Raw genomic sequence first — 26,371 nt, 5'->3', positions numbered from 1 at the left:
TTCTCCCGCTAACCAATAGGAATGCGCCATTTCAGGCGAATATCCGCTGTTTCATCCCAACTGCGTTCGCGGGCAATCGCTTGAAACAGAAAATCTATCGGCTCTTTGTAGGAAGCATATCCGGAAGTCCGCGATATAGCCTCGTAAATGGAATGGGCAGCCTTCAACAATAGAGTTCTGTCTCCGCCGTAGAAGGCATCCCGGCATCGATCATCGTCCAAAGGCCGTGTTACCGCTAACTCGCGCGAATGCTCAGCGGCGACTTTGGCCAGGGCGAACGCCCCAAGCGCAAGCCGCGGGGAAACTAGCCAACTCGGAGGCGTCCTGTATTCGAAGCCTCCATGAGGCTGGCGCCTGACATCTCCCAGCGCCCCGTATCGCGGGCGCCTGCTCGCCGCCAAAGGAGGCTCCAGCAATCTTAAAGGAAGCGCGACCGCATTATCAAGCGCGCGCAGTCGCTCCCCCGTCAGTGCTACACCGCTCAAGTGCACATGTCCCCCTAAAGGCAATCCGGGGACGGGCAAAGCACCGGCAAGCCAAGAGAGAGCGACACCCGCAGTCTTCTCGGCCGCCACTTGAAGAAGCCTGTGCACATCGGAGATCAACAACGCCGGATCCTTGGAAGGCCTAGGCCTAAGCTCGACGAGCGGCCAACGCTTCTCGCCGCGAATCCGAATGGAGTCGCAGCCCGCAGCGCCTTCAGGAGAGAAATACCTGGAAGCCGGCACGATACGGCCTTCGGGAGAGATCAGGATGAACTCGGGATCGGCGCCGAGCTTAGCTTGCGCGCCGCTCGCCGTCTCGTTAGACCATGAGGCCGCGAAGCTCGATAGGACTTCGGCAAGTCTAAGCTTACCGGCCTCTCCCGTCACTTTCATCTCAGTCGAGATTCCCTTAACGGTTAACCTCCCTTTTTCGCTTAACGAAAGCTCAACCTGACCGAAATCGAGACCAAGCAAGTATAAGGCACGAACGGACAATCTTTCCGCCGGTTTCCAGATCGCATGCCCTTGCGCATAGTTGGCGTTTTCCGATAGGCCCGCACTATATTTAATCCCATTAAATTTCTGCGTAACAGGAAATAATCTTCTCATTTCAATGGCGTCTAATCCCCATACCGAGACCGTAATAGGAGTCCCGTTACGATCGGCCGTTTCTATTCTCGCAGGCAAGCCCTCCCTGCGGAGCCGCCTTTCTAGTTCAGCACTTGATAAGCAACCTATCCTAGAAGCAGCTTCGTTCATAATCCAAGGAGACTGCTGACCTTGACGAAGAGAGCGTCCCCTGTCTCCCGGAGTCTGGCTTATCGCTTTTCCCATCGGATTCGTAATAGGCATTACGCAATCATTCGGTTGAACGGCCCATAGCTCGTCGGTCACAGGTATACCCGACTTCTCCCACTCCTCATTGAGTTGGCCCCGATGGCTATATAACCACATCTTGCCCGGCAGACTCTCCATGCGGTCCTCCCCCATGAAACACGGGAAGGGCCGTCCCGCAGGCGGCGCATGAACGCCGAAGCCGAATGACCCTTCCCTATGTTTGCCACTGCTGCAATCAGGCTTATCCCGCTGTTCCGACAGGGCATTCGCCCTCGACTATTGTTCCGTCTCTGCATAGACTTAAGTATCGGCTGATGACCGAACCGATTACAAATCGTCTTCCAGTAAATCGGAATCGAGATCTTCAAAATCTCCATCATCACCGAGGCCGAAGTCGACGTCTTTCCCCTCGTCGTCGAATCCATTCGGATCCACTACGACACACACCTTAGTTTCCGCCACCATCTCCACGGCGAATTCCCGTTCGACGCGGATGAGCACGGAAGAACCATTGGAACTGATCGTCGCTTCCACGCAATTAGGCTCCTGCGTTGCATCCGCGGAGACCTCTTCCGTGGAAGAGCGATGTTTCGGGTCAACGTACGATAAAGACACGAGTTCGACGTAAGAGATCGTCTCTTTCGCGACATCTGTTTGCGAGTTTTTGTTGTACGAATACCAGATGTTAATATCGTAAGACCCGATTACTTCGATCCCGTCCCCTGATTTCACCGCTTCATACTGATGATTGATGATCCACGCGCCCAGAATGCTGGTCGGGTGGTGCGGCGGCGTTACGGTGTGGGTAATCGTCGAGAACTTACGGCCTTTGCCGCAAACCGCCTTCGTGATGATTTCCCTGCGCTGCAGCCGTTTATCCGCAATAGCCATTTCGGTAGACCTCCTCCATACGATCAAGTCACTTAAAGTCTATGCAGGACATTCGTCTAGAGTGACAAAAATGTATTGTTGCATCCCGCAACCGTTACCCGGCAAAGTTAGATGCGGGCGGTTGTCTGAATAGACCTTACGTTTCATTGTATGATCGCTGGGGCAGAAGTTGACTTCCGTTTTTTCTCGCGGCTCGCAATGCCTAAATAACGACGTAATTCGCGTGATAATTGGAAGAGAGAAGAACGCGTTTCGAATTCTTCCCTAGTCGACGGTAACGACATTCCCTTGAAGCTTCTCTCTAATTCCGTCAGCATTCTCTCCGTCTCGCCCTCGTAATAATCCGATTTGACGTCGACCGTCAACCGATCGAACAGAACGGCGATCAGCTCGGCTTGGGGGACATGCCTGGATACGAATGCGACGGATTCCATCATTAATTGTATGGATTCCAGCTGTTGCCGGCGCATTTGAAAATAAAGCTGCCAAGGTTCGTCCTGCGGGATGAGCCGGTTTTCGCGCGCGCGTTGCGCCACTTCCATCCCTTCCTCGATGGCTGCCCCCGTTTCCAGTACTTCCTCGCCGCCCCAGATAGAGTCCGGATTTCGCAGATGTACCGCCAGATGGCGGAAGATCGCGGAGAAGCCGTCCTCCGTTATCGTACGCAGAGTTAACAACGTCTTATTTTCCTTCGGCATATAAATCAAGTTGAATACCGTTGCCAAGCCAAGTCCGATTACCAGCAACTCAAGCTCAGTTACGATTGCATCGGCCGTTACTTCTCCGCGAGCGAATAAATGAAACACGATAACGGATCCCGTGATAATACCGTCCTTCAAGCCCGTTCGGGCAAGCAAAGGGTAAGCAAGCAGGATATAAACGGCGAGCACCCAAATATAGAAGCCTATGAATTCGAATAACAAAGAGGCTAGCATCAAGCCTAATACCGAAGCGCTAAACCGCGCGAATACCGTCTTGATTCCCCGCCAGCGCGTCGTGTCTATGCCTAAGATCGCGAGCAAGCCCGCGGATAATGGATTGTCTACGCCTATCAAGTAGGCCGTGTAGATAGCCAATAGCGAGGCTACTGCTGTTTTGATGACGCGAAAGCCCATCTGAGTTCCTCCCGCTGCTACTCCAAACGATAGATTTCCTTATATTTGTTTTCCAAGTAATCGCACAAGTAAGACGATTGCAAGGACTGACCGCTAATCCGTTCAATGATCTCTGATGGCTGCAGTATTTTCCCGTGCTGGTACACCTGCTCCGTCAGCCATTCTTTTAACGGCAACAGCTGTCCCGACGCCACTTGGGCATCCAAATCCGGAAGCTTCCGGCGGGCAATGTCCATCATTTGCGCCCCGTACATGTTACCAAGCGAATAGGAAGGAAAATAACCGAATGCTCCGCCGGACCAGTGTACGTCCTGAAGAACCCCTTCCGCATCGTTCGGAGGCGTAATTCCTAGCGCTTCGTTGTACTTTTTGTTCCACACTTCGGGGAGGTCCCGAGGATTAAGGTTTTCGTTGAACAGCATTTTCTCGATCTCGTAACGAATCATGATATGCAGGTTGTAGGTCAGCTCATCGGCCTCGATCCGAATCAGGGAAGGCTGAACGACGTTGATTCCCCGGTAAAATTGCTCGGCGGTAACGCCATCCAGTTGCCCTGGAAAATGAGCCTGAAGATCCGGTAAATAACGCTGCCAGAACCCTAGGCTGCGTCCGATCATGTTCTCCCACAAGCGCGACTGAGACTCGTGGATCCCCATCGAGGTTCCCGTACATAACGTCGTACCCGCGAGATCGGCTTTAATATTCTGCTCGTATAGGGCGTGCCCTCCTTCGTGAATCGTGCCGAACAAAGCGCTCGTAATATCGTCCGGCAAATAACGCGTCGTAATCCGCACGTCGCCCGGGCTTAGTCCCGTCGCGAAAGGATGAACGCTTTCGTCCAGCCGTCCCGCTTCGAAATCGTAGCCCATTTCCTTCAGGATCAGCTTGCTGAACTTCTTCTGCGCTTCCTTATCGAAGGTTCCCTCGAGGAACGAAGTGTCCGGTTTATTCCCGGAGTTCGCGATCCGTTCCGCTAACGGTACGAGACGCGCCCGCAGCTCTCCGAACAAGCGGTCGAGCTCCACCGTGGTTAAGCCAGGCTCATACATGTCGAGCAGCGTATCGTACGGAGTCGTCTTCACTCCCCACAACTCGATAAACCGGCGGTTGATGGCAATGATTTTCTCCAGATAAGGGACGAATCCCGGAAAATCGTTATTTTCCTTAGCAAACTCCCAAGCCGATTCCGCCTGAGACGTCAGCACGACATATTCCCTATAAAGCTCGGGAGGTATTTTGCGATTGCGCTCGTACTCTTTGGTCGTCTCTTCGACGAGCCTGCGATCGATTTCGTTAAGCTGCGCTCTCTGATCGGGTTCGTTCAACTTATGTAGAAGCTTGCCCATCTCTTCCGAGGTGGACAGCTTGAACGTCTCGGAGGACAACGCGCCGACTGCTTCGGATCGAAGCTCGATCCCTTTGCGCGGAGCTCCCGTTCTCATATCCCAATAGACTAGCCCTAATATTTCTTCGTATTGTTTGATTTGACCTATCAATTCCCGAAAGCGTTTCAAGTCCGGCGTTTGTACCTGATCTACTTTACTCATAAGGGCACGACCTTTCATTCTGGATATTGTCTCCTTGATCATACCTTCCGCAAAATCTATAATCAACTTACCAAGGTAAATTTCAGGAGTACCGTTTCGTGAAGTTTACGGAGAGGAGAACGACTTAAAATGATCATTCAATGGAGCGAGGACGCTATCGCGGAAGTAAAGAATAGATTCGGCGCTGATGCTGCTGTGTGGAAGCTCGTGTCCGATTCCGAAGGCTGCGGCTGCTCGGCGAGCGGAGTTGCTACGCTGTGGGCAATCGACGCCCCCGCCGGAGGAGATCTGCAGGCCGAAAGCAATTCATTGGAAGTGTGGTACGAGAAACGCCAAGAAGTGTTCTTCGACGATCTGATGCGCGTTACCTACCAACCGGAGCACCGGGCGTTCAAGCTGGCGAGCGACGGGCAGATTTATAGCAATCGATTGAAGCTGGAAGATAAACGTAAGGCGGATGCCGCGAAATAGATAGAGCGGGAGGAACTAGCAGTGCGTAAAATGGATGCAATAATGGCTTATAATCAAGAGTTCGTGAAGAAAAAAGAGTATGAAGAGTACTTGACCACCCGATTTCCGGACAAGCGCATGGTCATCGTCACTTGCATGGATGCGCGCCTGACGGAATTGCTTCCCAGGGCGATGAATCTCAAGAACGGCGACGCGAAGATCATTAAGAACGCCGGAGCTATCCTGACTTCGCCATTCGGCAACATTATGCGCAGCATCTTGATCGCGCTATACGAGTTGAACGCCGATGAAGTGTTCATCGTCGGGCATCATGAATGCGGAATGACGGGGATCGATCCGAACAATATCGTTGCCCACATGGAAGCGCGCGGTATTCAAGACCATGTCATCCATACTCTCCGCCATTCCGGCATTAATCTAAACCGTTGGTTAACGGGCTTCGATAGCGTTCGCGAAAGCGTAGAGAACAGCGTCGATATCGTTCGCAATCACCCTCTCCTTCCTCCAAACACTCCGGTGCACGGACTCATTATTCACCCGGAAACAGGCGAACTAGAGATGGTCACCGACGGCTATCGTCATCTGGAATCCCGCGGCTAAGCGCTTTGCGCTTGGCCGATTCTTTTCTAGCCAGTACGACCTCGCTGCGATCTCTCGTCCTATGGCGATGGATTACGTCATCTCCCGCTTCCAGCCCAGGAATTCCCCACCTATACCCCAATTCCTTGCATCGCTCTTTAGCTGCTTCCAGCAATTCTCCATCCGTAATCGGCAGCTCTATGTCCGCGTACCGCGCGCCAGGATCGCGCCATTCCTTCGCCGCCCGCCGCAACTCTTCTACAAGCCTTGCTCCGTCAAGTCCTAACTTATCAAATTGCAGAGCTTCCGCCTCTTCCGCTGCCTTGCCCATAAGCTTAACGGCTCCCGTCCAGTTGCCTCGACGCGCATGGTACAGGCATACCGGTATCCGGATGAGCGCCAGCCAGCTCGTCTTGAATTCCGATTCCGGATGTTCCTTCCAATACTCCTCCATAATCTCATGGCATTCGAAATAATCCCGCGAACCGTTGTATTCCGCCAAATAATGAATATATTCTTCCGGATAATGGAATAATGTCATTGGGTAGTTCTCCTCTTTCTTGACTTTCCGCATCTGAGTATAAGCATACCTCAAAATTTGCTAACGGGCACCTTCGGAATTACTGAAACCCTCTCCCCCCTATCACGTATAGAATGAATGTACGCAACAATCATTTTAGCAGGAGGAATTAAACCAAATGTGGAAAAAAGCATTGCTATTGCTTAGCTTATTCGCATTCACCGTCGTCGTAACCGTTCCGGCCGACAGCGCGGACGCAAGACCCCGCTCGTTCAGCTCGGGCAAGAAATCGTTCAACAAAACACCGGCTCAATCAGATAACGGCGTGAGCAACAGCTCCACCGCGAATAAATCCTCGGCATCTTCTGCCGGAACATCGACTAACCGCGGATTTTTCAGCGGAGGAAGCTTCATGAAAGGCATGATGATCGGCGGATTGGCAGGTTTGATGTTCGGCGGGATGTTCGGGTCCGGATTCTTCGGCAACATGATGGGCTTCCTATTGAACGCTATCGCGTTAGTCGTCTTGTTCATGGTGGCCAGAGGAATCTACGATGCGTTTAAGAGACGCCGGCAATCCCAAAATCCAAACCATCGTCGTTGGTAATCGAAAATGCGACTTAGCATGGATCAAATCGTCAACGCCGTATGCCTGAACATGGCGGAACGTTATGAAGTGCCCGTGACCTCCGTCGAAGTCGAGCTCGTGTACGAAGAAGACCAAGGCTTCAGCGCCGAGGTTTGGATCCAAGGGCGCCAACGCATCTTGATCGAAGCAAATCTTAAGGAAGCGATCATGCGTTACATGCTTACCGAGTATGACCAGCGAGTCTATCCTTCGCAAATTACGCTCGACGTTGAAGACGAGATGTGGGCGGATATTTCTTAATAGTCAGCGAAAAGTCAATAGCCCGCCTTCTCTAAATAGAGAGTGGCGGGCTTTATCTTTTTATACAGGTTCTACGTTTTTCGTTTACTGGAGCCCTTCTTCACGGCTTTGCTCTTCCGCGTCGACATCGTCCCTAGGGTAGGTACAATTTGTCCGCGTATTTCGCCATCCGGATTTTGTACCGTATGAACGTTGACATAGGTATTACCGCGCAGAATCTCACGCACGAGGTCGGCGATCGTCCCCCACTCTAGGGGTCCGATCAAATCTTCGCGCGTTAAGGTACCTTCCACCAAAAAATCTGACCCACCTGTATTACCGGATCTGCCCGCACCAAACAGGAATGCGACTATCGGCCCATTCTGTCCGGGGAATCCCAAGTGAATATGGGCTTGGGTGGCGTTTCGGATATTATTGACTTTTAGAGAAAAGTGCAGACGCCTGCCATCACCGCTAAGTCGAAATAACGTTGTTCCAGTCGCATCCGTGGCAACCGGCGGCACTTCAAATCGACCTCGCAATATCGCAATAAAATCAGCCATTCTGTATTCCTCCTCTCTGATTCAGGTACTATAAAGTATTCAGAGAATCAGAGATATGCTTGTACACTTAATCACCTTCATTAATCACGACTTTTTTCGGAACGTTCGAGGCTTGGCCAAAAAAAAGAGAAACCCACGTCGTCTTAATTAAGACGACGTGGGTTTCTCGACGTTCTGACGGGGCGAATAGTCGCCCCGTTTTTTATGATAAGTAGTTATAAATTCCATAATTCGGCTTGGACGATTACCAAGCGTAAGCTCTAGGAGCGGAACCGCCGGGACCCGGGAAAATCTCGTCCAGTCGATTAAGCGTGTCTTCCTCCAATACGATATCCACGACTCTTAGTGCCGATTGCAGCTGATCGAACGTTCTTGGTCCGATGATCGGTGCTGTCATCGCGGGCTGTACGAGCGTCCATGCTAGCGCGACGTTCGCTTCGCTTTCTCCAAGCTCGCGGCACAACGCTTCGAAAGCGTGCAGTTGATCGCGGTGCTTCTCTACCCGCTCCGGATTATTCGCTCTCTTGGAGCCTTCGATCGGCTTCAAGGCATGTCCGCTGAGCAACCCGCCGTCCAGCGGGCTCCAAGCGATAACGCCAATGCCAAGCTCCTCGGCCGCAGGCAACACTTCAAGCTCCGGCAGGCGACATAACAAGCTGTATTTGTGCTGTTCGCTTACAAGTCCCAGCATACGGTTCGACTTCGCTTCGTATTGGGCTTTGACAAGATCGCGTCCGGCGAAATTGCTAGAACCTACGTATCCGATTTTTCCTTGATGCAGAACGACGTTAAAGGCTTCCCATAGCTCGTCCCAAGAAACGCTGCGGTCGACGTGATGCATTTGATATAACTCGATATGATCGGTTTGCAGCCGTTTGAGCGATCCATCTAAATGACGACGGAGCTTATAAGCGGATAACCCTGCTTCACTGTTGGGTCCATCGGATTCGTGGCTCATATCTCCGTAGAACTTGGTCGCCAGTACGACTTTCTCGCGTCGCCCCCCGCCCTGGGCGAACCAGCGTCCGATGATTTCCTCTGTTCTTCCGGCATTCTTGCCCCAGCCATAAATGTTCGCGGTGTCGAAGAAGTTGATTCCAGCATCCAATGCGGCATCCATAATACGGAAAGATTCTTTCTCGTCCGTATCCACGCCAAAGTTCATCGTTCCAAGGCAAAGCTTGCTTACTTTGAGACCCGATCTTCCCAGCGCACTAAACTTCATGAAATCCCACGCACCTTTGCATTGAGTTTCTCTTACCTGACTTATTGTACCGGAAAAATTGTCCAAAACAAAGAAAAGCATCCCCCGGCTTTCAAACCGCGCCGACCGAGGATCAAGCGGAAATTTGAAAATTCGCCTTGTGATGTTATAATTGCTTGGTATTCATTTTCCAAATATGGATAAGGAGTGAAATTAATGTCCGTTGATGCTTATCTTAATTTTAATGGGAATTGCCGCGAAGCCGTCGAGTATTATGCTCAAGTATTCGAAACGGAAATCATGATGCTTACCACTTTCGGAGATGCGCCGCCGCACCCCGACTATCCTCTTCCGGAGGAAGCGAAACACTTAATCATGCACGCACGGCTAAACATCCAGGGGAGCAACGTTATGTTCTCCGATGTGTTCCCGGGAATGCCTTTCGTTCAAGGAAACAACATAAGCCTTTCCATCGTTAGCAAGAACTTGGAAGAGGTGAAGTCGTATTTCCATAAGCTGAAAGAAGGCGGCAAGATCGGCATGGAGCTTCAAGAGACCTTCTGGAGCAAATGCTACGGAAGCTTAACGGATAAACTCGGAATTGAATGGCAATTTAATTACGACGGCGAATAAAAGGTGTTTTAAGCTTGATTGGAAGCATTAATTAAGGATACGGAGCTTTTCTTCGGAAGAAAGCCCCATATCCTTTTTGAGTTTTCAACCTTCAATTTCCAATCCTATAAAGGAGCAAAGTATGCTTTAATGAAAGTGTCGGTTATTGAATACTCCAGAGTAAAGGAGAGCTCATCACGATGGAAATAAGTTCTTTTTTATTGCCTAAAGACAAAGTTTCTTTCATTACGACCTCCGTATCCATGAAAGTAGCCATGGAGCAGCTCGAAGCTTACCACTATACAGCAATCCCTCTCATCGATAGCGAAGGAATATATATTGGTACTTTGTCGGAAGGCGACTTGTTATGGAAGTTGAAAAATACGCCCGGGTTGACCTTCGACAATATGGATCAAGTTCCGGTAACCCAAATCAAGAAACGCATCCATAACGAATGCGTTGCGATCAACGCTCAGATGGAGGATATGTTAGTATTGGCGGCCGATCAGAATTTCGTCCCCGTCGTTGACGACGATGGCGTCTTCGTCGGAATCATCCGGCGCAAAGATATTATCGAATATTATACGAGAAATATTACCGATTGAAATATCAAAAGTGGTTTAGCTTGTTCATTGAATACGAATCCGGTATTTCACGCCTGCTTCCGACTCAAACGCCCCATCAACAGCGGGAACCGCGGCGCCCTCTTCTGTAGTGATGATGATGTCCGTCCGTGCTTTAGCGTAGCGTATGTTGCACTTGCCGCCTTTGACTGATAACACGAATGCTTCCACCAACCTATCGTCTTTCCACTCCATGCCGATGATGAAACCACCCCTTGCTTTTAAGCCGCTAACACGGCCTTCCGGCCAAGCCTCCGGAAGAGCAGGCAACAACTCGATGACGCCGAGGTGGCTTTGAAGCAGCATTTCGGCGATGCCGGCAGTCCCCCCGAAATTCCCGTCGATCTGGAAAGGCGGATGAGCATCGAATAAATTCGGATAAGTGGAATGAGTCAGCAGCGTTTGAACGCTTGCGTAAGCTTGTTTCGTATCCTTAAGTCGCGCGAACTGGTTGATCAGCCATGCGCAGCTCCAGCCGGTATGCCCTCCCCCGTGCGCCAATCGGCGTTCTAACGTTACTCTTGCCGCTTCGAATAATTCGGGAGTGCCTTCATGGATCTGGTCGCTAGGATGAAGTCCGTAAAGGTGGGAAATGTGGCGATGCCCCAGCTCTGCTTCTTCGTAATCCTCGTACCATTCCTGGATTTGACCGTGTCGTCCGATCTTATACGATGGCAGCTTCTCCATCGCATTCCCTATTTCAAGCTGGAAATCGTCATTCATGCCAAGAATTCGAGCGGCTTCCAAGCAGTTCTTGAATAGCTCGCGAATGATCATAATGTCCATCGTCGAGGCTTGCGTGACATTACAAGTTTGCCCGTCCGAGGTTAGGAATGCATTCTCGGGCGAAGTGGAAGGGTTGGTTACCCACTTCCCGTCGGGTCCTTCAATAAGCCAATCTAAGCAGAATAGCGCAGCCCCCTTCATTAGCGGATAGGCCCGTTCGCGCAGAAAATCGGTATCCAAATCAAATAAGTATCGATCCCATAGATGACGCACCATCCAAGCTCCGCCTAACGGCCAGAATGCCCAGCATGCGCTCCCGCCAGTCGGAGTCGTCATTCTCCAGATGTCGACATTATGGTTCGTTGCCCATCCCCGGCAGCCATAATGGATCTCGGCGGTTCGGCGCCCGCTCTTGCTCAAATCGTCCAGCATATCGAATAGAGGCAATTGGCATTCGCTTAGATTGCAAACCTCCGCGAGCCAATAGTTCATCTCCGTGTTGATGTTGACCGTATAGTCGCTATGCCAAGGAGGCTGAACATGCGGATTCCATATCCCTTGGAGATTGGCAGGCTCCGTTCCCGGCCTGGAACTAGCCATAAGCAAATAACGTCCATAATGGAAATACAAGGATTCTAGCCCCGGATCCTCTTTTGTTTCCTTATAGGCGGATAACCGCAGGTCCGTTGGAATGTTGATCCGATCCGTCTGATCGTTAGCGCCTAGCCTCAGATCAACCCGATCGAACAAAGACCGGTGTTCTTCGATATGGCGCTTCTTTACCTTTTCATAACCGAGACCCGCCGCCGAATCTAAAGTCTTGCAGCAGCGATCTGAAATACCGTCGCCAATCGGGTTGCTATTATAATCTACGAATCCGGTCGCAGCAGCTAAATAAATCGTAATGACATTTGCGTTCCGAACCTCCAGCTGTTTTTCCCCCGAGTGCACAAGTCCATCCGATTCGATCCTCGCATGTGCTTCATAGGGCATGCCTAAGCCTTCCTCGTACATAACGGAAGCTGGATGGTCTCCGCGATAATTTTCCGAGACGTGGCTGGGAGCGCGCCCTGTCATAACCAAAGCATTCCCCTCCGCCCTTGTCGCGCAGCGCAGCGGAGAATCAAAAGTGAAATCCATATTCAATAAGCCTTCTTGGGCAATGTAACGCACGCATATGACCTGATCGGGAACACTGGCGAAATACTCGCCTGAGATTCGGGTTTGGCCGGAACGATACGAAACCGTAACCAATCCGTCCGCTAAGCTTAGTTCGCGCCGGTAATCCGAATATGGCACCGTTCCGCCGACCCTTGATAGGAGCAGGTTGCCTAACGGCAAATAAGGTTCGCAATCCCGACCAAGCATCTTCGCCTCAATGAGCTTCTGGGCTTCTACGTTCTGCCCGTCGAAGATTAACGCTCTCGCGCGATCCAGATAACGTCGCGCCTCATAATTGATCGTATCGCGAGGAAACCCAGCCCATAACGTATCATCGTTCAAGGCGATACGTTCTACTTCGGTTCCTCCGAATACCATACCGCCCAATCGGCCGTTACCGATCGGTAAAGCTTCTTCCCATTCGGCGGCTGGCTGCTTATACCAAAGCTTCCATTCGTTATGGCTTCTCTCACCCAATGCAAATCACTCCTTCATATGTAGAAAGAGAGCTCGAGCGAACTCGGGCTCTCTTTATTATTATACTGATTTTCTTACTCGTTCCAAAGTTTAACGCGATCAGCGACAAGTTCGCCACGAAGCTCTTCTGCTTTATTTCGAGCTCCAAAGTGCTACACGATCTTGAACATATTTTGTATAGCCTTTTTCCATTTTTTCGACACCCGCTTTTTCCAGATCTTGCATATAGGCATCCCAGATTTTATCAAAATCTGCAGGCTTAGCTAAGATTGCTTCCGGTATTCTTTTCCAAGTGATATCTCTCATCTTTGTTCCGAGAATGGAGACTTCATCCTCACCTGGGATCGAAATATTCCAAGCAGCGCCATAAGCTTTTTCTTTGAATTCATCCTCTTTCGGGAACAAATCCTTCCATGTTGTCGCATCGTATGCAGCAAGTGTTTCTTTCTCAGCATCGCTGTATCCAACAACCAATTGCTCAGGGTAGTTCTTAGTGTAATAATTTCCAGTTGAATCTTTGGCACCGTCGCCATAGTGAACCATCATGTTCCAATAGAAGCCAATTCCAGTTTCTTTCGTGAATGCTGTATTGTCGTTATTAATGCGATCCTGTACTTCTTTAGGCACGACCCGTTTACCGTTCTCCATGACATAGTGTTTTCCTTCGATACCCCAGTTATTTAGGATTTGACCCTCGTCCGAAGCTAAGAAGTCTAAGAATTTAATAATACGAACAGGGTCTTTAGCTGTACTGGAGATGGCAATACCGTAGCCTCCCATAAAGCCAGTCGGCCAGAACGAAGCTTCTTTGATATCCTTCGACATCGTGACAGGATAGTGACCGTAAGTTTGGTCAAATTTTCCTGCGGTTTTCAATGCTTGTTGGCTATCGTTATAATCCCAGTCTTGGTCAATGAGTCCTAGAACACGGCCAGTCGCAACTTTTGCTTTATATTGATCATATTTTTGAACAAAGCTTTCTTTGTCAAGCAATCCGATATCGTTCATGTGGTTCAACCAGCGGAAATATTCTTTTTCTTCTGGACGACGGAAATGATAAGTTGCTTCATGAGTTTCTTGATTGATGAAATATTCACCATCATCGGAACCGCCTGTAGTAGCTACTGCCGGATTCGTTACGGAAATATACATGTGCCAGTCATCCGCATTAAGGGAAACACCAATATTTTTATTACCGTTCTCGTCTGTTGGATGCTTTTCCAAGTATGCCTTGATAACATTTTCATAATCTTGAACGGTGCGAATTTCAGGGTAACCTGCTTCTTTTACTACACGATGCTGCAGCTCGAAGCCTCCACCAGCAACAAATCTTTTCTCGTCAACAGCTGCCCATGTAGGTATGGCATAAATCGATTGATCTTCATTGGTATATTTTGCACGAGCAAGATTGTCGCCGAGCACTCTCTTAATATTTGGAGCATGCTGCTCAATTAGATCAGTTAAATCTATTACAGCGCCGGCATCAACTAACTTCCCGATATCTCCTTTAGCTGAGATAATATCCGGAAATTCTCCGCTTGCCGCGATTAACGCGACTTTCTGCGCGGGGTCGCCTACTGCGAATTCCGCATCTAATGTTACACCTGTTTTTCTGGTAATTTCTTTACTCACTTCGTCCTGCATATTGCTCCAGTTTGGATTCCCGTCTTCAGCAAACATGGTGAAAGTAATCGGCGTTAAATCCTGTTCGGCGCTTGCACTTGCTTCTGGGCTGCTAGCACTCGCTTCAGCTTTCGGACTGGCTTCTGGACTCGAAGTATTCGCATTGTTGTTACCACTGCACCCAGCAATCAGACTCGTGAGTAATGTAAGTGTTAGAAAAATTGCAGCCTTGCTTTTTAGTCTTGACATTATTTCGAACCCTCCCAGTAAATGTAGTTTCTATTGTATAACAGGTTTCCCTGCGAATACCGATACTGATAGACCATTAGCTCTTTACTGCACCTAATGTCATACCTTTGACAAAATAGCCTTGCAGGAATGGATAAACGATCAAGATGGGAACAGTTACAACAATAGTGATGGCCATCTTAACGGATTCCGGAGAAACCTGAGCCATAACCGCGGTCATATTCTTGCCTCGAAAGCTATCAACGTTGGTAGTCGTACTTTGAATGACTTTCATCAACTCGAATTGCAACGTCGTTAAATGTTCTTGAGAGCCATTATATAAATACGTATCAATCCAAGAGTTCCACTGACCTACTGCTAGGAAAAGAGCAATTGTAGCGAGCGCCGGCTTTGTTAGAGGTAGAATAACTCGCCAGTAAATAGTTAGATCGTTCGCCCCATCTAGCTTGGCCGATTCCTGCAATGCATAAGGTATTCCATCGATAAAGGACCGGATTACAAACACATTAAACGCGCTGACAAGGCCTGGAAGTACATAAACCGCGAAGGTTCCCATCATATTGAGATCTCTAATTAGAATATAGAAGGGGATCAATCCGCCGGATACATACATGGTAAGCGCGAGAAACGTAGATACGAATTTACGCCCTTGAAAGTCAACCCTGCTCAATGTATACGCAAGCATTGATGCGCTCATTAAACCTAGTAGGGTTCCAATAATGGTTCGTAGTATCGATATTTTCAGCCCAGTGACAAGACCTGAGAAAGCAAATATCGTCTCATAATTTTTCAATGTAAATTGTCGCGGATAGATTGTAATACCGCCTCGTACGCTGTCTATCGAATCATTTAACGAGATGGCTAGTACATTCAGAAACGGATATAGAGTAATTAGAGTAGCAAAGATAATTACTGTATAAACGATGACATCGAATAACCGATCCGACCAGGGCGCGCCTCTGGTTAATTTCTTAGTTCCCATTTGGCAACCTCCCTAAAAGATACTTTCTTTAGTGATCTTCTTGAAAATTCCATTCGCCGTGAAGAGTAGAAGGACACTTATAAGCGAGTTAAACATATTGATAGCTGTACCAAACGAATAACGTCCCATACCCAAGCCATAATTAAGGGAATAAAGATCTAAAGTTTGGGAATAATCGCGTACTAAATTGTTGCCTAGCAGGAATTGTTTCTCCCAACCGATACTGATCAAATGCCCAATCGAAATGATAAGAAGAATGATGATAGTGGTTCTAATCCCTGGAAGCGTAATGTGCCAAACCTGCCTCCAGCGACTTGCTCCATCTACCTTCGCAGCCTCATAGAGTTCAGGGCCGATCCCTGCAATTGCTGCCAGAAAGATAATCGCGTTCCAGCCTGTCTCCTTCCAAACATCGGAAGCGGTTACAATCCCCCAAAACAGCTTGCCTTCTCCCATGAACTGAATAGGTTCTTTGATGATATGAAATCCCATGAGCAAGTCGTTTACGATTCCATTGTCCGTCGAGAGCATTTTAGATATAATACCTGCTGCAACTACCCATGATACGAAGTGAGGAAGATAAGAAATCGTTTGTACAAATCGTTTGAGCGTTTGTACCCTTACTTCGTTTAACAATATAGCGAAAATAATGGGTACCGTGAAGCCGGCAATTAATCCCATGCCACTCATGGCAAGCGTATTTCTAAGTGCTTGATAAAACATGTCATCTTGAAATAATTGTTTGAAATAATCGAAGCCGACCCACTTTTGTTCGAAAAATGATTTTCCCGGCTTGTATTTCTGGAAGGCCATCGTCCATCCCCATAGGGGTAAATAACTGAAAACGAATACCCAGACAACAAAAGGCAACGACATCATGTACAAGTATCTGTTGCGAATAGCTGTTGACCAGAATCGACCTCTTTGAGGCAACTTTCTGTTTGTTTGTGTAACTGTCACCGCTTTCATGTAATCCCTCCTGCTTCATGTATTTATCATATCGGAACTATACTGTCTCCCACTACCCGAAAGATTTGGCATAAAATCATATAAAAATTAGTGTAAGCGCATTCAGTTTATTTATGATTTAAAAAACGCATGGTCAACCCCACTGGAGTGACCACGCGTTCCAAGAGAACTCTATTCTTTTTTCTTATAGTTGCTTGGAGATGTGCCGACGTATTTACGGAATTTGGTATGAAAATAATCCACGTTCGCATATCCGACCTTTTCCGCGACTTGATACACTTTCAGGCCTTGTTCGATCAGTAGTTTCGCCTGTTCGATCCGGACCTTGTCGAGATACGTATTGAAGTGCTCCCCCGTCGCTTGTTTGAACAGCTTTCCCAGATAGGCGCTGTTGTAATTGAAAAGCTCGGAAAGCTTCTCCAGCTTTAGATTCTCGCGGTAGTTTCTGTGGATCAGATCGATCATCCTTTTGATAACCGTGTCGGTACCCGCGTTATCCATCGAACTGGACATGCCTTCGGCAATGGCCGACAATCTTTCGATCAAACCTAAATAGCGCGTTTCCTTGTAGATTTCGACCAAGCCCGCCCGGATTTCCAAACTGTGCATCTCGGACCTGTTATGAGTAAGCTTGTCCAGCACGGTGGAGAACAGCTGGACGAACCGGGTTTTGATTTCATCTTCGGTGCTCCCGCTTCCCGCCATCTCTTCTGCCGTCTCTTGGATCAATTGCCTTGCAGCCAAGTGGTTGCCGATTTCCAATGCCAGGTACAGAGTGTCTACAGCGGCTAAGAAGAGGCGGTCTAGTTGCTTGACATGTTCGACAGATTCTGGCTGCAAGGAATACTCTTTATCTCTATAGGCAAGAGAAATCGTTCCGTTCTCTAGGAAAAATCGGTCTTTCATCCTCACCAATGCCATTTGGTAAGACTCGACGATCTCAGGCCAACCGTGCACCTCGCCTCCGGATACCGCAAAGACGTCGATTACATGCCCTGAACAAGCATCCCATATTTCCTTATGGATGCTTTTCCGGCTCCGATCATCTCCAATTCCGCCGTTCAACACGATTCCCAAGTAGGGTTCCATGGTGAAGACGACTCCTCTCTCCCGTTCATTAAATAGGATTCTCAATTTGTTCTTGATGAGCGCGAGAAGCGACGGAACGATCTCATTACTCGTAATGGGCTTAATTAATATAACCTCGTAGGAATCCCAATCCAATCTCTCGCTTATTCCAGCAGTAGCCGACACGAGGTCCGATTCTCCGGCTAGCAAGGATTGAATTGCCGTTTCCAACTTGATTTCTCGTTCTTCCGTTCTATTCCTCCCGGACGTTGAAACCGAGTCCAACTCTTCTTTCAGTCTAACCAAATAACCGGTAAGCTCGTCTTCGTCAACGGGCTTGAGTAAATATCCGTCGATTCGTTGCGCAATCGCTTGCTTGGCGTATTCGAAATCGGCATACCCGCTAAGGATCAGCACGTGCATGTCAAGCTCCGAGCTACGCACGGATTTGATCAATTCCAAGCCCGTCATGCCCGGCATCCGAATATCCGCGATTAGCAAATCGGGTCTGATTTGCTCGCACTTCTGCAAGGCTTCCTGTCCGTTAGCAGCCGTATCCGCCACTTCAAAGCCCAGCTCATTCCAAGGAATGAGCGTCCTTAGCCCTTCCCTTATGGTAGGTTCATCGTCCACGAGCAATACTTTATACATGGGTTTCCCCTCCATGCGGTATTGTGAATGAGATATGCGTTCCTACGCCGGGCTCGCTTTTGAACACGAGCCCGTGCTCGCTACCATAGGTTAACAAGAGGCGCAGGTGCACGTTGCGAAGTCCGATCCGGTTTTGTTCGTCGTCATCCGTTTCGCTAAGCGACTCCACCAATTGGGCGATTTTCTCCTCCGTCATCCCCTCTCCGTTATCGAACACGTCGATGTGGATGAGGTCGCCGATAAGCTCTGCTTGAACGTAGACGATTCCGCCTTCCGTCTTGTTCTCCAAGCCGTGAATGACGGCGTTTTCCACGAGCGGTTGAATAATCAAGGGCGGAATATCCGTATTCTCCACGCGGGGATCGATGCGAAGGGAATAGCCCAACCTGTCCTCGTACCTGAATTTCTGAATGTCCAAATAGCAGCGTACGATATCGATTTCATTCATGAGCTTCGTTTTACCGGTGCCCACTTCAAGGTTCCTTCGCATGAGCTTTCCTAGCAGCCGGACCACTTGGGAAATTTCCTTTTCCCCTTTCAAATGGGCCTTCATCCGGATCGATTCCAATGCGTTGAATAAAAAATGGGGATTAATCTGGCTCGCCATCATCTTAAGCTTGATCTCGTTCTGCTTGGATACGAGCAAGTTTTTCTGTCTGTTGGACTCTTGAACTTCCTCGACCAATTCATTGATGCTAGATACCATCGCGTTGAACTGTCTCGAGAGCTGACCGATCTCATCTTTCCCGTCGATCTTAAGGGCGATATCGAAATTGCCGGTAGCCACCTTCGTAATGTGCTTGCTTAGTCTCAGCATTCGCTTAGATAAAATCGTCGATACCCCGTATATCAGGAAAATAGCGATAACCAAACTGGCTGAGATGACGATCAGCGCAAGTACGTTAATCCGATTCGCGTCCTTCACGATGTTGTCGATCGAGAAAACGGAAATGATCCTGAGCGTATTCAAGCTTGATTCCGGAACCAACGGCTCGATGAGCACGCGCGAAGCTTTTCCGTCGACATCCGCTTCGAACATGCCGCCGCGTTCCGTAATGACTTCGCGTTCGAAGTCGATGTCCGCTAGCGTTTTGCCTTTGCGGTCGTTGCGATTCGCCGCGACGATCGTATTGCTGTCATCGACGATCATCGTTTCGAAGGATTCCTGGTTCAAAATGCTGTCGAGCATATCCATGTTGACGTTAATGACAAGCACACCGCTCGTGGCTTGATCCAAGAAACTGACTTTGCGGACAAGGCTTAAATATTTAAGCTTGTCCCTCTCATCCTCCAGATAGTACCAGCTAGTCATTCCATTGCTGCTTCCCAGCGCCCGCTGATACCAAGCCGTTTGAACAATGGACGGCTCAGGTTGAATGAACTCCCAGTTATCGAGCAGAGTCGGGTTGTCCATATAAAACCGGATGTTCGATATTTCTTTGTACAGCCGGCGATTTTCTTTGAAATCCGGATATTCCCTGTATGCTTGAACGACACCGTACACGGTTTCGTATCTTCGGTTCGTTACCGTCTCCAGCCGATCGTCGTTAGCCAATCGGTATGCGCTATCGTAAGCGACGTTGATGAGCTCGGCCGTACGCGCTTTGACGCGCTGCACGTTCGTGGACGTTTGTTCCATCGCGTTCTTAAGAGCCATGTTCCGCAGCTCGTTCGTGAGAAGAATCCCGACGATCAAGACGGGGATGAATACAACGACGATGAAGGACAAGAATAGCTTTGTCCTTAGCTTCAAGTTATTGAGCGCACGAGAGAACAACCGGCACACCTCCTTCATAGGCTTGTAAGCGTTACCCGTAACAATGTAACCCAAAACTGTCTTTATTGTAAACGAATTAAACAACTAATTTTGATCGGATTTTTTCTCCAATTATCCGGGTATGATCATTCGTTCCCTTATGTTAAACTCGTTGAATGCGATTTCAAAACCGCTTATTCCTCCAATAGGGAGCTGATTAGCATGTCCGAAAAATATAACTATCCTTTCCAAAATCCCGACCTGCCGCTCGCGCAGCGGGTTACCGACCTGGTCTCGCGATTCACGCTGGACGAGAAAATCAATCTGATGTGCCAGTATCAAGATGCGATTCCCCGCCTTGGCGTCAGGGCTTATAAGCATGGCACGGAGGCAGCGCACGGCATGGCTTGGCTTGGAGAGGCCACCTCCTTTCCTCAGCCCATCGGGCTTGCCTGTACTTGGGATACGGAGCTTCTGCTACGCATCGGCAGCGTAATCGGTGACGAAGCTCGCGGCTTCTTCAAGAAAAATCCTGCCATCAACGGACTGACTCTCTGGGCGCCGACAGTCGATATGGAACGCGATCCGCGTTGGGGCCGTACGGAAGAAGCCTATGGAGAAGATCCTCACCTGACGGGTAAGCTTGCTTCCGCGCTCGTTCGCGGCTTGCAAGGCGATGATCCCTTCTATTTGAAATCCGTGGCTTCGCTTAAACACTTCATCGGCAATAACAATGAAATCAACCGCGGCGAATGCTCCGTGAGCATCGATCCTCGCAACATGAAGGAATATTACTTGAAGGCTTTCGAAATTCCGTTCAAGGAAGGCAAAGCCCAATCGATGATGACTGCCTATAATTCCGTTAACGGAGTTCCGGCTAACTTAAATCCAGACGTTAATCATGTGGTTAAGAAGGAATGGGGCATGGACGGTTTTGTCGTTAGCGACGCCGGGGACGTGCTCGGCACCGTAAATGACCATAAGTATGTGGATAGCTACAAGGAAGCGGTCGCTCTTACGATTAAAGCTGGCGTGGACAGCATAACCGACGATCATGACATTTCGAAGCAAGCGATTCGCGATGCCCTTGCCGATGGCATGTTGACGGAAAATGATCTCGATATCGCGCTCGCGAACACCTTCCGCGTTCGTTTCCGTCTTGGCGAGTTCGATCCGGATTCCCGTAACCCGTACGCCGCAATCGAAGAATCGGTTATCCTGCAACCGGAGCATGTCGCTCTATCGCTTGAAGCCGTGCGCAAGAGCGTCGTATTGCTCAAGAACGATGGCGCGCTTCCGCTTCAAGCGGACAAGCTGAAGAAAGTAGCGGTAATCGGCCCTCTCGGAGGAAAGGTCTATCGGGATTGGTATAGCGGAACTCTCCCCTACGCCGTTACTCCTCTGGAAGGAATCATGAAGCAGCTGTCTGCGGATGGACAAAGCGTTCGTTTCGCCAACGGATGCGATCGCGTGAAGCTGAAGGCTTCGTCCAACGGCCGATATGTCTCTTTGACGAATGAAGCCAAGCAGCCGCTGGCCGCGAATCAGTCTTCATCCGATAAAGCTGACCTATTCGAAGTAAGCGATTGGGGCTGGGACAGCCATACCTTGATAGCGGAAGCAAACGGACGTTATGTAACGACGGACGACGTTCATGTGACTGCCTCGTCGGAGCATATTTGGGAATGGTTTACGAAGGAAGTTTTCCACGTTCGTTACGGCAACGAAGCGGCGACCCTAACGACTTGGAACGATCGTCCGGTTAAGGTAGATGCGAATACGGGGGCTCTGCAAGTTCAGGAAGGAACGGCTGCGGATGCCGAATCCTTCACCGTCGAGAAAGTCGTAGACGGACTCAACGATGCCGTAGAAGCGGCGCGCGAAGCGGATGTTGCCGTCGTGTTCGTCGGAAACCACCCGCTAATCAATGGCAAGGAAACGATCGACCGTCCCGACCTAACGCTAGCCGCCTCGCAAGAACGCCTGGTCAAAGAAGTATTCGAGGCTAATCCCAATACGATCGTCGTTATTGTCGGCAGTTACCCCTATGCCATCGGCTGGATCAATGAACACATTCCTGCTATTGTTTATAGCTCGCATGCCGGACACGAGATGGGTACGGCATTGACGGACGTTCTGTTCGGCAATTACAACCCCGCTGGACGACTTAATATGACTTGGTACCAGTCTGTCGATCAGTTAGGCGAATTCATGGATTACGACATTATCAAGAGAGGCAGAACTTATCAGTATTTTGCCGGAAAGCCTTTATATTCTTTCGGGCACGGTCTATCCTATACTTCCTTTGAATACGACGGTCTCCAATTGGATACCGACCATATCTCGGAAGGCGGCACGGTCAGTGCCCGATTGCGGGTATCGAATACCGGCGACCGTTATGGTGAAGAAGTCATACAACTGTACACGCAAGCAGGTCCATCTCGCGTGAAACGTCCCCTTAGACAGCTTCAAGGATTCCAACGCGTTGCCCTTGGTGCGGGAGAATCCGCGGAGGTTTCATTCGAATTGAAAGCGTCGGACCTTGTGTTCTGGGACGTAACGCGGGAGAAATTCTGCCTGGAGTCCGGATATTGCACCATGATGTTCGGTTCCTCTTCCTCTAACACTCGTCTAAGCCGCACAATCAATGTGGACGGAGAGAATATCCCTGCGCGTAATCTGCTTCTGAACACGAAAGCCGTCAATTACGATGATTACGAAGGCGTGCTTATCGGTGAAAATACGGAAGGCGGGAATAGCGTCGTCACCTCCTCAACCCCCGCATGGATCCGTTTTGATGATGTCATTTTGAAATCGGATATCCAATCCTTCGAGGCAAGGCTAACGTGCACTGCCGAAGCTGCCATCGAGATTCGGCTTGACAGTCCCGAAGGCCCCCTGGCTGGAATCTGCGCTATTTCGGGAGCGGACACCGGTTGGAGAACGCTGACCTGCGATGTCGAGCTACCCGATGGTCAACGAAGCATCTATCTCGTGTTGAAGGGCGATATGAGAATCGGATCATTTCAATTTCGGCAATAAATGTCCTATACTCTAGTAGAAAATATCTTGCGGGGAGGCTTTATCGTTGGACAAGAAATCCATTATTCACTCTGTTATCTTTAACTTAAAGCATCCGAAAGGATCCGAAGAGGAAACCCGCTTCATCGAAGACGGCCGCTCCATCCTTTCTTCGATACCCGTCGTACGCGACTTCAAAGTGTACCGCCAAGTGAGCCCGAAGAATGAATATGCCTTCGGTTTCTCCATGGAGTTCGAGAATGCTGAAGATTACGAGACGTATAACGCCCACCCCTTGCACGAGAAATTCGTGAGTGAACGATGGATCGTTGAAGTGGAACGTTTCTTAGAAATCGATTATCAAAGCCAAGACTAAATACGCACAATAAATACAGGGGCTGTCGAAGAAGATCATAAATGATCCTCGGAGACAGCCCCTGCTTATGTAAAATTGACATGCTTTTGAGTAATTCGCTATTCCAATTGTTTGTGCGCGGCGATTATGAATTGTTCGAAGAAAGCATCGTCTTCTTCCAGCATTTCGTCCACAGCTTGGATTTCTTCTTCGCTTCCCGGCTGATTGCTGAAATTCAATGCATAGCTCCAATTATTCCTGCCATTGTTGCTTTGTATCGTTACCTCATACGGTTGTTTGTGCTGTTCCACTTCAAACTGAACATGACCTACGAAGCCCGACTCTTCGTCCTGGCTCATTTTCGAGCTAAGTATGTTCACCTTCATACACTCACCTCCTCAAAAGAGATACATTATGTATCTGGCGTAAAATTAAAGAATTATAACCAAGTATATAAAGAAAACGTTTCCGAACCCCTTGACACGATACATTTTGTATCATAAATTACTAATAGATACTCTATCTGGTGTGTCAAGGAGATACTATATATGAATATGGGAGAACGACTGCGAGAATTGCGCCTTCGACGTAAGATCTCGCAGGAAGAAGTAGCCCGGCATATCGGAATTACCCGATCGGCTTATAGCCATTACGAAATCAACAATAGACAACCCGTTTATGAAACGCTTATTAAACTGGCTGCCTATTTCGATGTTTCCTTAGATTACATTATCGGGGGAACGCAATCCAAAGCGAAGACCGAACACGCCGTCTCGCAGGACGCGCGCGAGATTCTGTCCTTATTTCAACACATGAACCAAGAGCAAAGGAAAAAGTCGATTACCCTCATTAACGATTTCATGAGTCAAGAGCACAGAGCTGATGGCAGCGGCTAGCTTGATTTCCGCTTCTCATTGGAAGCGGGAAGAATGATTCGAAACACGCTGCCGCCCTCTGGCGAATTATAAACGCTGATCTGTCCGTTATGCAACTCCACGATTTCTTTGGCAATCGATAACCCTAATCCGCTTCCCCCGGACGATGAATGACGGGACTTGTCTTTCTTATAAAACCGATCGAACAAGTACGGCAGATCATCAGGTTCGATTCCAGCCCCGCTATCTGCTACTAGGACCTCCACGGTTCGATCTTTAGGCTGCGTATTTATCGTAATCATAATACTTCCGCCTTCAGGTGTATACCTGATGGCATTATAGATAAGATTGGCGAACACCCGATCCATCCGTCGAATATCGATTGCGACCGTTGCGCAAGGATCGGAATCGCTTGTGAGCATGCAATCGAATACGATTCCTTTCCCCTGTATTTCCAGACTATACTGTTCCGTTAATCTTTCTTTCCAACCTGTAAGCGGAATATCCTCAAGCGATAACTCGACTTTCCTGGCCTCGAGTACGGATAGGTCGAACAAGTCTTGAATCAGGGAATTGAGCCCTTCTACTTTCGTTAGCATTAATCCGATCGTATTGTCACGCTGGGCAGGATCGGAAATGACGTTGTCCCTTAGCGCTTCAAGATAACCCTGCAGCAGCGTTATTGGTGTCCTTAAGTCATGCGATATATTGCTAACGAGTTGAGCGCGCGAATGCTCCATTCTTTCCAATTCGGATTTCGCGTCCGCCAAGGTCGAATACGAGCGCTGCAATTCATCCGTCCGTTCCGCGATTCGCTCTTCCAAGGAATTGTTCCACTCGATCAGCTCCGCGGACATCCGTTCCGCTTTCTCATAGGTCAAGGAAAAGCGCAATGAAATAATGAAGGAATTCATCACGATTAAGAACAACAGCCCGAAAGGAACCAAGTCGATCGAACGCCACCAACCGTTATAGAAAAGCATATCGTTCACGATCGTCAAGATCAATCCGGCAACACCGATTAACGCCAGTCTGGCTCCCTCGCGTTTACGATGGGCGGATACCACTAAACCGACCAATATCCTTACGCTGAACAATAAAATATACAACTGAAACGCGAGAATCCACGAAGTAAACAGTAACGGCTTTACGGTAAGCACGCACAAGATTAACAGCGCAGCAATGCCATTTGAAACCTTAAACCAGATTCGTTTGATTTCTCGGGGATACATGGATTGAAAGTATGCAAATCCCGCCCATCCGCTCATGACGAACGCGATATATTCCAATCGTATCGCCATTTCCCAATTTAGGAATTTCAGCCACTGTACGATAAATCCCTCTCCGATTACCCCCATTCGAATACCGACGAAAAGACATAACATGGCGAACATCATGTTCGCCGCCTCTTTGCGACGTAAAATATACAAGCCCAAATGATAGAATCCAATCATGATCAAACAACCGAGTATGATTAATTCTTGAGCCGCGTTACGAATCTGCAGGTTCTGGATGTGATCCGTATTGCCAATAACGATCGCCGTTCGGATTCCGCCAAATCTGTGATCATAGTTGGCCACTGTCAGCTTCAGTTCCGTTTGAGTATTTTGCGCCGTAAAGTAAACGGTAGCAGGCATTTGATAAGGAACTGTTTTATTATCGCTCACATCGACATGACCGCGAGATAAAACGACTTTCCCGTCTATGGATAGTTCATATGCCGTAGAGATATTAGGCAACCTTATGGCCATCATGTCTCTTTGCGGCTGATGAAGGATCGTTAATCGGTATATTCCGTAGCCTTGGTCATCAAGTTGAGTTCCGTGTCCCGTTCTTAACTTGCCCCATGTACCAGGCACTTCTAGGGTGGAAATCTCGAGATTTGAAATTTCATTGCCGTCGTCCGAAGGTGTTAGCCAAACGAAGTTCCACTGCCCGTCCAGCGGAACGATTCCTTTTTCATCCCAAGACCACTCCCTGAGATCGATGACCCCCTGCTCCGCTTTAGGTATGGGTTTGTTCTCGCCATTTGCATCTTTACAACCGGCAGCAACAGCGAATAAAACCAGGAGAGCGATAATCGCACTTCCCCTTCTAAACCAATACCTTAACGACTTTACCGCCTTCCTGGACTCCACGATTC

At 48.9% G+C, this 26,371-nt stretch carries 24 protein-coding genes; 9 read left to right on the top strand and 15 right to left on the bottom strand.

Features of this window, described 5'->3' with window-relative positions:
- Positions 1–8: 8 nt before the first annotated feature.
- The 4 genes from E2980_RS04940 to E2980_RS04925 all read right to left on the bottom strand — a co-directional run bounded on the left by E2980_RS04940 (position 9) and on the right by E2980_RS04925 (position 4,893).
- Complete coding sequence (locus E2980_RS04940; protein ID WP_167746975.1) at positions 9–1,460, bottom strand: putative amidoligase domain-containing protein; 1,452 nt, start codon at positions 1,458–1,460, stop codon at positions 9–11.
- A 189-nt stretch (positions 1,461–1,649) separates the two neighbouring features.
- Positions 1,650–2,213: an outer spore coat protein CotE gene (locus E2980_RS04935; protein WP_135151007.1), complete on the bottom strand. Its 564-nt coding sequence runs from the start codon at positions 2,211–2,213 to the stop codon at positions 1,650–1,652.
- 143 nt (positions 2,214–2,356) lie between these two features.
- Positions 2,357–3,328 (bottom strand): aromatic acid exporter family protein, encoded by a 972-nt coding sequence (locus tag E2980_RS04930; protein WP_135151006.1) that lies wholly within the window; start codon positions 3,326–3,328, stop codon positions 2,357–2,359.
- 17 nt (positions 3,329–3,345) lie between these two features.
- The gene (locus E2980_RS04925) at positions 3,346–4,893 is read right to left on the bottom strand and encodes a carboxypeptidase M32 (RefSeq protein WP_240702878.1); all 1,548 of its coding nucleotides are present in this window, start codon (positions 4,891–4,893) and stop codon (positions 3,346–3,348) included.
- A gap of 111 nt (positions 4,894–5,004) precedes the next feature.
- On the opposite strand from E2980_RS04925, the gene E2980_RS04920 reads away from it, so the two are divergent.
- A complete protein-coding gene (locus E2980_RS04920) occupies positions 5,005–5,346 on the top strand; it encodes an iron-sulfur cluster biosynthesis family protein (protein WP_135151005.1) in 342 nt (113 codons plus the stop codon).
- A gap of 21 nt (positions 5,347–5,367) precedes the next feature.
- Positions 5,368–5,946 (top strand): beta-class carbonic anhydrase, encoded by a 579-nt coding sequence (locus E2980_RS04915; RefSeq protein ID WP_420808605.1) that lies wholly within the window; start codon positions 5,368–5,370, stop codon positions 5,944–5,946.
- Here the strand turns inward: E2980_RS04915 and E2980_RS04910 are convergent.
- A complete protein-coding gene (locus E2980_RS04910) occupies positions 5,909–6,466 on the bottom strand; it encodes a DUF309 domain-containing protein (RefSeq protein ID WP_167746974.1) in 558 nt (185 codons plus the stop codon). The genes E2980_RS04915 and E2980_RS04910 overlap by 38 nt on opposite strands.
- 157 nt (positions 6,467–6,623) lie before the next feature.
- Here E2980_RS04910 and E2980_RS04905 point away from each other — a divergent pair, with 157 nt between their 5' ends.
- Both E2980_RS04905 and E2980_RS04900 read left to right on the top strand, forming a co-directional pair.
- Positions 6,624–7,052 carry a hypothetical protein gene (locus E2980_RS04905; protein ID WP_135151003.1) on the top strand — a complete coding sequence of 143 codons (429 nt, stop codon included), beginning with the start codon at positions 6,624–6,626 and terminating at the stop codon, positions 7,050–7,052.
- A 6-nt stretch (positions 7,053–7,058) separates the two neighbouring features.
- Positions 7,059–7,334, top strand: a complete 276-nt coding sequence (locus E2980_RS04900) for a DUF2653 family protein (protein ID WP_135151002.1) — start codon at positions 7,059–7,061, stop codon at positions 7,332–7,334.
- 71 nt (positions 7,335–7,405) lie between these two features.
- On the opposite strand, the gene E2980_RS04895 is transcribed toward E2980_RS04900, so the two are convergent.
- Entirely contained in the window at positions 7,406–7,876 is a 471-nt protein-coding gene (locus E2980_RS04895; protein ID WP_135151001.1) for a CHRD domain-containing protein, read from the bottom strand.
- 244 nt (positions 7,877–8,120) lie between these two features.
- The gene (locus tag E2980_RS04890; RefSeq protein WP_135151000.1) at positions 8,121–9,101 is read right to left on the bottom strand and encodes an aldo/keto reductase; all 981 of its coding nucleotides are present in this window, start codon (positions 9,099–9,101) and stop codon (positions 8,121–8,123) included.
- Positions 9,102–9,296: 195 nt separating this feature from the next.
- Between E2980_RS04890 and E2980_RS04885 the strand changes: the two genes are divergently transcribed.
- Together E2980_RS04885 and E2980_RS04880 are read left to right on the top strand one after the other, a co-directional pair.
- Positions 9,297–9,713, top strand: coding sequence for a VOC family protein (locus E2980_RS04885; protein ID WP_135150999.1), 417 nt, complete (start codon positions 9,297–9,299; stop codon positions 9,711–9,713).
- Between the two features lie 179 nt (positions 9,714–9,892).
- Positions 9,893–10,297 (top strand): CBS domain-containing protein, encoded by a 405-nt coding sequence (locus E2980_RS04880; protein WP_135150998.1) that lies wholly within the window; start codon positions 9,893–9,895, stop codon positions 10,295–10,297.
- Positions 10,298–10,321: 24 nt separating this feature from the next.
- Here the strand turns inward: E2980_RS04880 and E2980_RS04875 are convergent, their stop codons facing one another.
- From E2980_RS04875 to E2980_RS04850, 6 genes are all read right to left on the bottom strand, one after another.
- Positions 10,322–12,679: a glycoside hydrolase family 95 protein gene (locus E2980_RS04875; RefSeq protein ID WP_135150997.1), complete on the bottom strand. Its 2,358-nt coding sequence runs from the start codon at positions 12,677–12,679 to the stop codon at positions 10,322–10,324.
- A gap of 132 nt (positions 12,680–12,811) precedes the next feature.
- Positions 12,812–14,551 carry an ABC transporter substrate-binding protein gene (locus E2980_RS04870; RefSeq protein WP_135150996.1) on the bottom strand — a complete coding sequence of 580 codons (1,740 nt, stop codon included), beginning with the start codon at positions 14,549–14,551 and terminating at the stop codon, positions 12,812–12,814.
- Between the two features lie 76 nt (positions 14,552–14,627).
- Positions 14,628–15,533 (bottom strand): carbohydrate ABC transporter permease, encoded by a 906-nt coding sequence (locus E2980_RS04865; RefSeq protein ID WP_135150995.1) that lies wholly within the window; start codon positions 15,531–15,533, stop codon positions 14,628–14,630.
- 12 nt (positions 15,534–15,545) lie between these two features.
- Positions 15,546–16,502 (bottom strand): ABC transporter permease, encoded by a 957-nt coding sequence (locus tag E2980_RS04860; protein ID WP_135150994.1) that lies wholly within the window; start codon positions 16,500–16,502, stop codon positions 15,546–15,548.
- A 171-nt stretch (positions 16,503–16,673) separates the two neighbouring features.
- Complete coding sequence (locus E2980_RS04855; RefSeq protein ID WP_167746973.1) at positions 16,674–18,221, bottom strand: response regulator transcription factor; 1,548 nt, start codon at positions 18,219–18,221, stop codon at positions 16,674–16,676.
- Entirely contained in the window at positions 18,214–20,016 is a 1,803-nt protein-coding gene (locus E2980_RS04850) for a cache domain-containing sensor histidine kinase (RefSeq protein ID WP_135151057.1), read from the bottom strand. The genes E2980_RS04855 and E2980_RS04850 overlap by 8 nt, the downstream gene beginning before the upstream one ends.
- Positions 20,017–20,199: 183 nt before the next feature.
- Here E2980_RS04850 and E2980_RS04845 point away from each other — a divergent pair, with 183 nt between their 5' ends.
- Both E2980_RS04845 and E2980_RS04840 read left to right on the top strand, forming a co-directional pair.
- A complete protein-coding gene (locus tag E2980_RS04845) occupies positions 20,200–23,019 on the top strand; it encodes a glycoside hydrolase family 3 protein (RefSeq protein WP_135150992.1) in 2,820 nt (939 codons plus the stop codon).
- Positions 23,020–23,065: 46 nt separating this feature from the next.
- A complete protein-coding gene (locus E2980_RS04840) occupies positions 23,066–23,374 on the top strand; it encodes a Dabb family protein (RefSeq protein ID WP_135150991.1) in 309 nt (102 codons plus the stop codon).
- A gap of 98 nt (positions 23,375–23,472) precedes the next feature.
- Here the strand turns inward: E2980_RS04840 and E2980_RS04835 are convergent, their stop codons facing one another.
- On the bottom strand, positions 23,473–23,739 hold the full coding sequence (locus E2980_RS04835) for a hypothetical protein (protein WP_135150990.1): 267 nt from the start codon (positions 23,737–23,739) through the stop codon (positions 23,473–23,475).
- Between the two features lie 162 nt (positions 23,740–23,901).
- On the opposite strand from E2980_RS04835, the gene E2980_RS04830 reads away from it, so the two are divergent.
- Positions 23,902–24,249, top strand: coding sequence for a helix-turn-helix domain-containing protein (locus E2980_RS04830; RefSeq protein WP_135150989.1), 348 nt, complete (start codon positions 23,902–23,904; stop codon positions 24,247–24,249).
- Here E2980_RS04830 and E2980_RS04825 read toward each other — a convergent pair.
- Positions 24,246–26,366, bottom strand: a complete 2,121-nt coding sequence (locus E2980_RS04825) for a sensor histidine kinase (RefSeq protein WP_167746972.1) — start codon at positions 26,364–26,366, stop codon at positions 24,246–24,248. The genes E2980_RS04830 and E2980_RS04825 overlap by 4 nt on opposite strands.
- Positions 26,367–26,371: the final 5 nt, after the last annotated feature.

Origin of the sequence: Cohnella luojiensis, from assembly GCF_004564235.1 — a bacterium.
GTDB lineage: Bacteria > Bacillota > Bacilli > Paenibacillales > Paenibacillaceae > Cohnella > Cohnella luojiensis.
Note: the sequence above shows the minus strand (reverse complement) of the source record. Positions and strands in the feature narration are given on the sequence as shown.

Bases quoted from the DNA above. Each gene is read 5' to 3' on its own strand.
- E2980_RS04940 (WP_167746975.1), bottom strand. From the start codon at position 1,460: ATGGAGAGTCTGCCGGGCAAGATGTGGTTATATAGCCATCGGGGCCAA.
- E2980_RS04935 (WP_135151007.1), bottom strand. From the start codon at position 2,213: ATGGCTATTGCGGATAAACGGCTGCAGCGCAGGGAAATCATCACGAAG.
- E2980_RS04930 (WP_135151006.1), bottom strand. From the start codon at position 3,328: ATGGGCTTTCGCGTCATCAAAACAGCAGTAGCCTCGCTATTGGCTATC.
- E2980_RS04925 (WP_240702878.1), bottom strand. From the start codon at position 4,893: ATGAAAGGTCGTGCCCTTATGAGTAAAGTAGATCAGGTACAAACGCCG.
- E2980_RS04920 (WP_135151005.1), top strand. From the start codon at position 5,005: ATGATCATTCAATGGAGCGAGGACGCTATCGCGGAAGTAAAGAATAGA.
- E2980_RS04910 (WP_167746974.1), bottom strand. From the start codon at position 6,466: ATGACATTATTCCATTATCCGGAAGAATATATTCATTATTTGGCGGAA.
- E2980_RS04905 (WP_135151003.1), top strand. From the start codon at position 6,624: ATGTGGAAAAAAGCATTGCTATTGCTTAGCTTATTCGCATTCACCGTC.
- E2980_RS04900 (WP_135151002.1), top strand. From the start codon at position 7,059: ATGCGACTTAGCATGGATCAAATCGTCAACGCCGTATGCCTGAACATG.
- E2980_RS04895 (WP_135151001.1), bottom strand. From the start codon at position 7,876: ATGGCTGATTTTATTGCGATATTGCGAGGTCGATTTGAAGTGCCGCCG.
- E2980_RS04890 (WP_135151000.1), bottom strand. From the start codon at position 9,101: ATGAAGTTTAGTGCGCTGGGAAGATCGGGTCTCAAAGTAAGCAAGCTT.
- E2980_RS04885 (WP_135150999.1), top strand. From the start codon at position 9,297: ATGTCCGTTGATGCTTATCTTAATTTTAATGGGAATTGCCGCGAAGCC.
- E2980_RS04880 (WP_135150998.1), top strand. From the start codon at position 9,893: ATGGAAATAAGTTCTTTTTTATTGCCTAAAGACAAAGTTTCTTTCATT.
- E2980_RS04870 (WP_135150996.1), bottom strand. From the start codon at position 14,551: ATGTCAAGACTAAAAAGCAAGGCTGCAATTTTTCTAACACTTACATTA.
- E2980_RS04865 (WP_135150995.1), bottom strand. From the start codon at position 15,533: ATGGGAACTAAGAAATTAACCAGAGGCGCGCCCTGGTCGGATCGGTTA.
- E2980_RS04860 (WP_135150994.1), bottom strand. From the start codon at position 16,502: ATGAAAGCGGTGACAGTTACACAAACAAACAGAAAGTTGCCTCAAAGA.
- E2980_RS04855 (WP_167746973.1), bottom strand. From the start codon at position 18,221: ATGTATAAAGTATTGCTCGTGGACGATGAACCTACCATAAGGGAAGGG.
- E2980_RS04850 (WP_135151057.1), bottom strand. From the start codon at position 20,016: ATGAAGGAGGTGTGCCGGTTGTTCTCTCGTGCGCTCAATAACTTGAAG.
- E2980_RS04845 (WP_135150992.1), top strand. From the start codon at position 20,200: ATGTCCGAAAAATATAACTATCCTTTCCAAAATCCCGACCTGCCGCTC.
- E2980_RS04835 (WP_135150990.1), bottom strand. From the start codon at position 23,739: ATGAAGGTGAACATACTTAGCTCGAAAATGAGCCAGGACGAAGAGTCG.
- E2980_RS04830 (WP_135150989.1), top strand. From the start codon at position 23,902: ATGAATATGGGAGAACGACTGCGAGAATTGCGCCTTCGACGTAAGATC.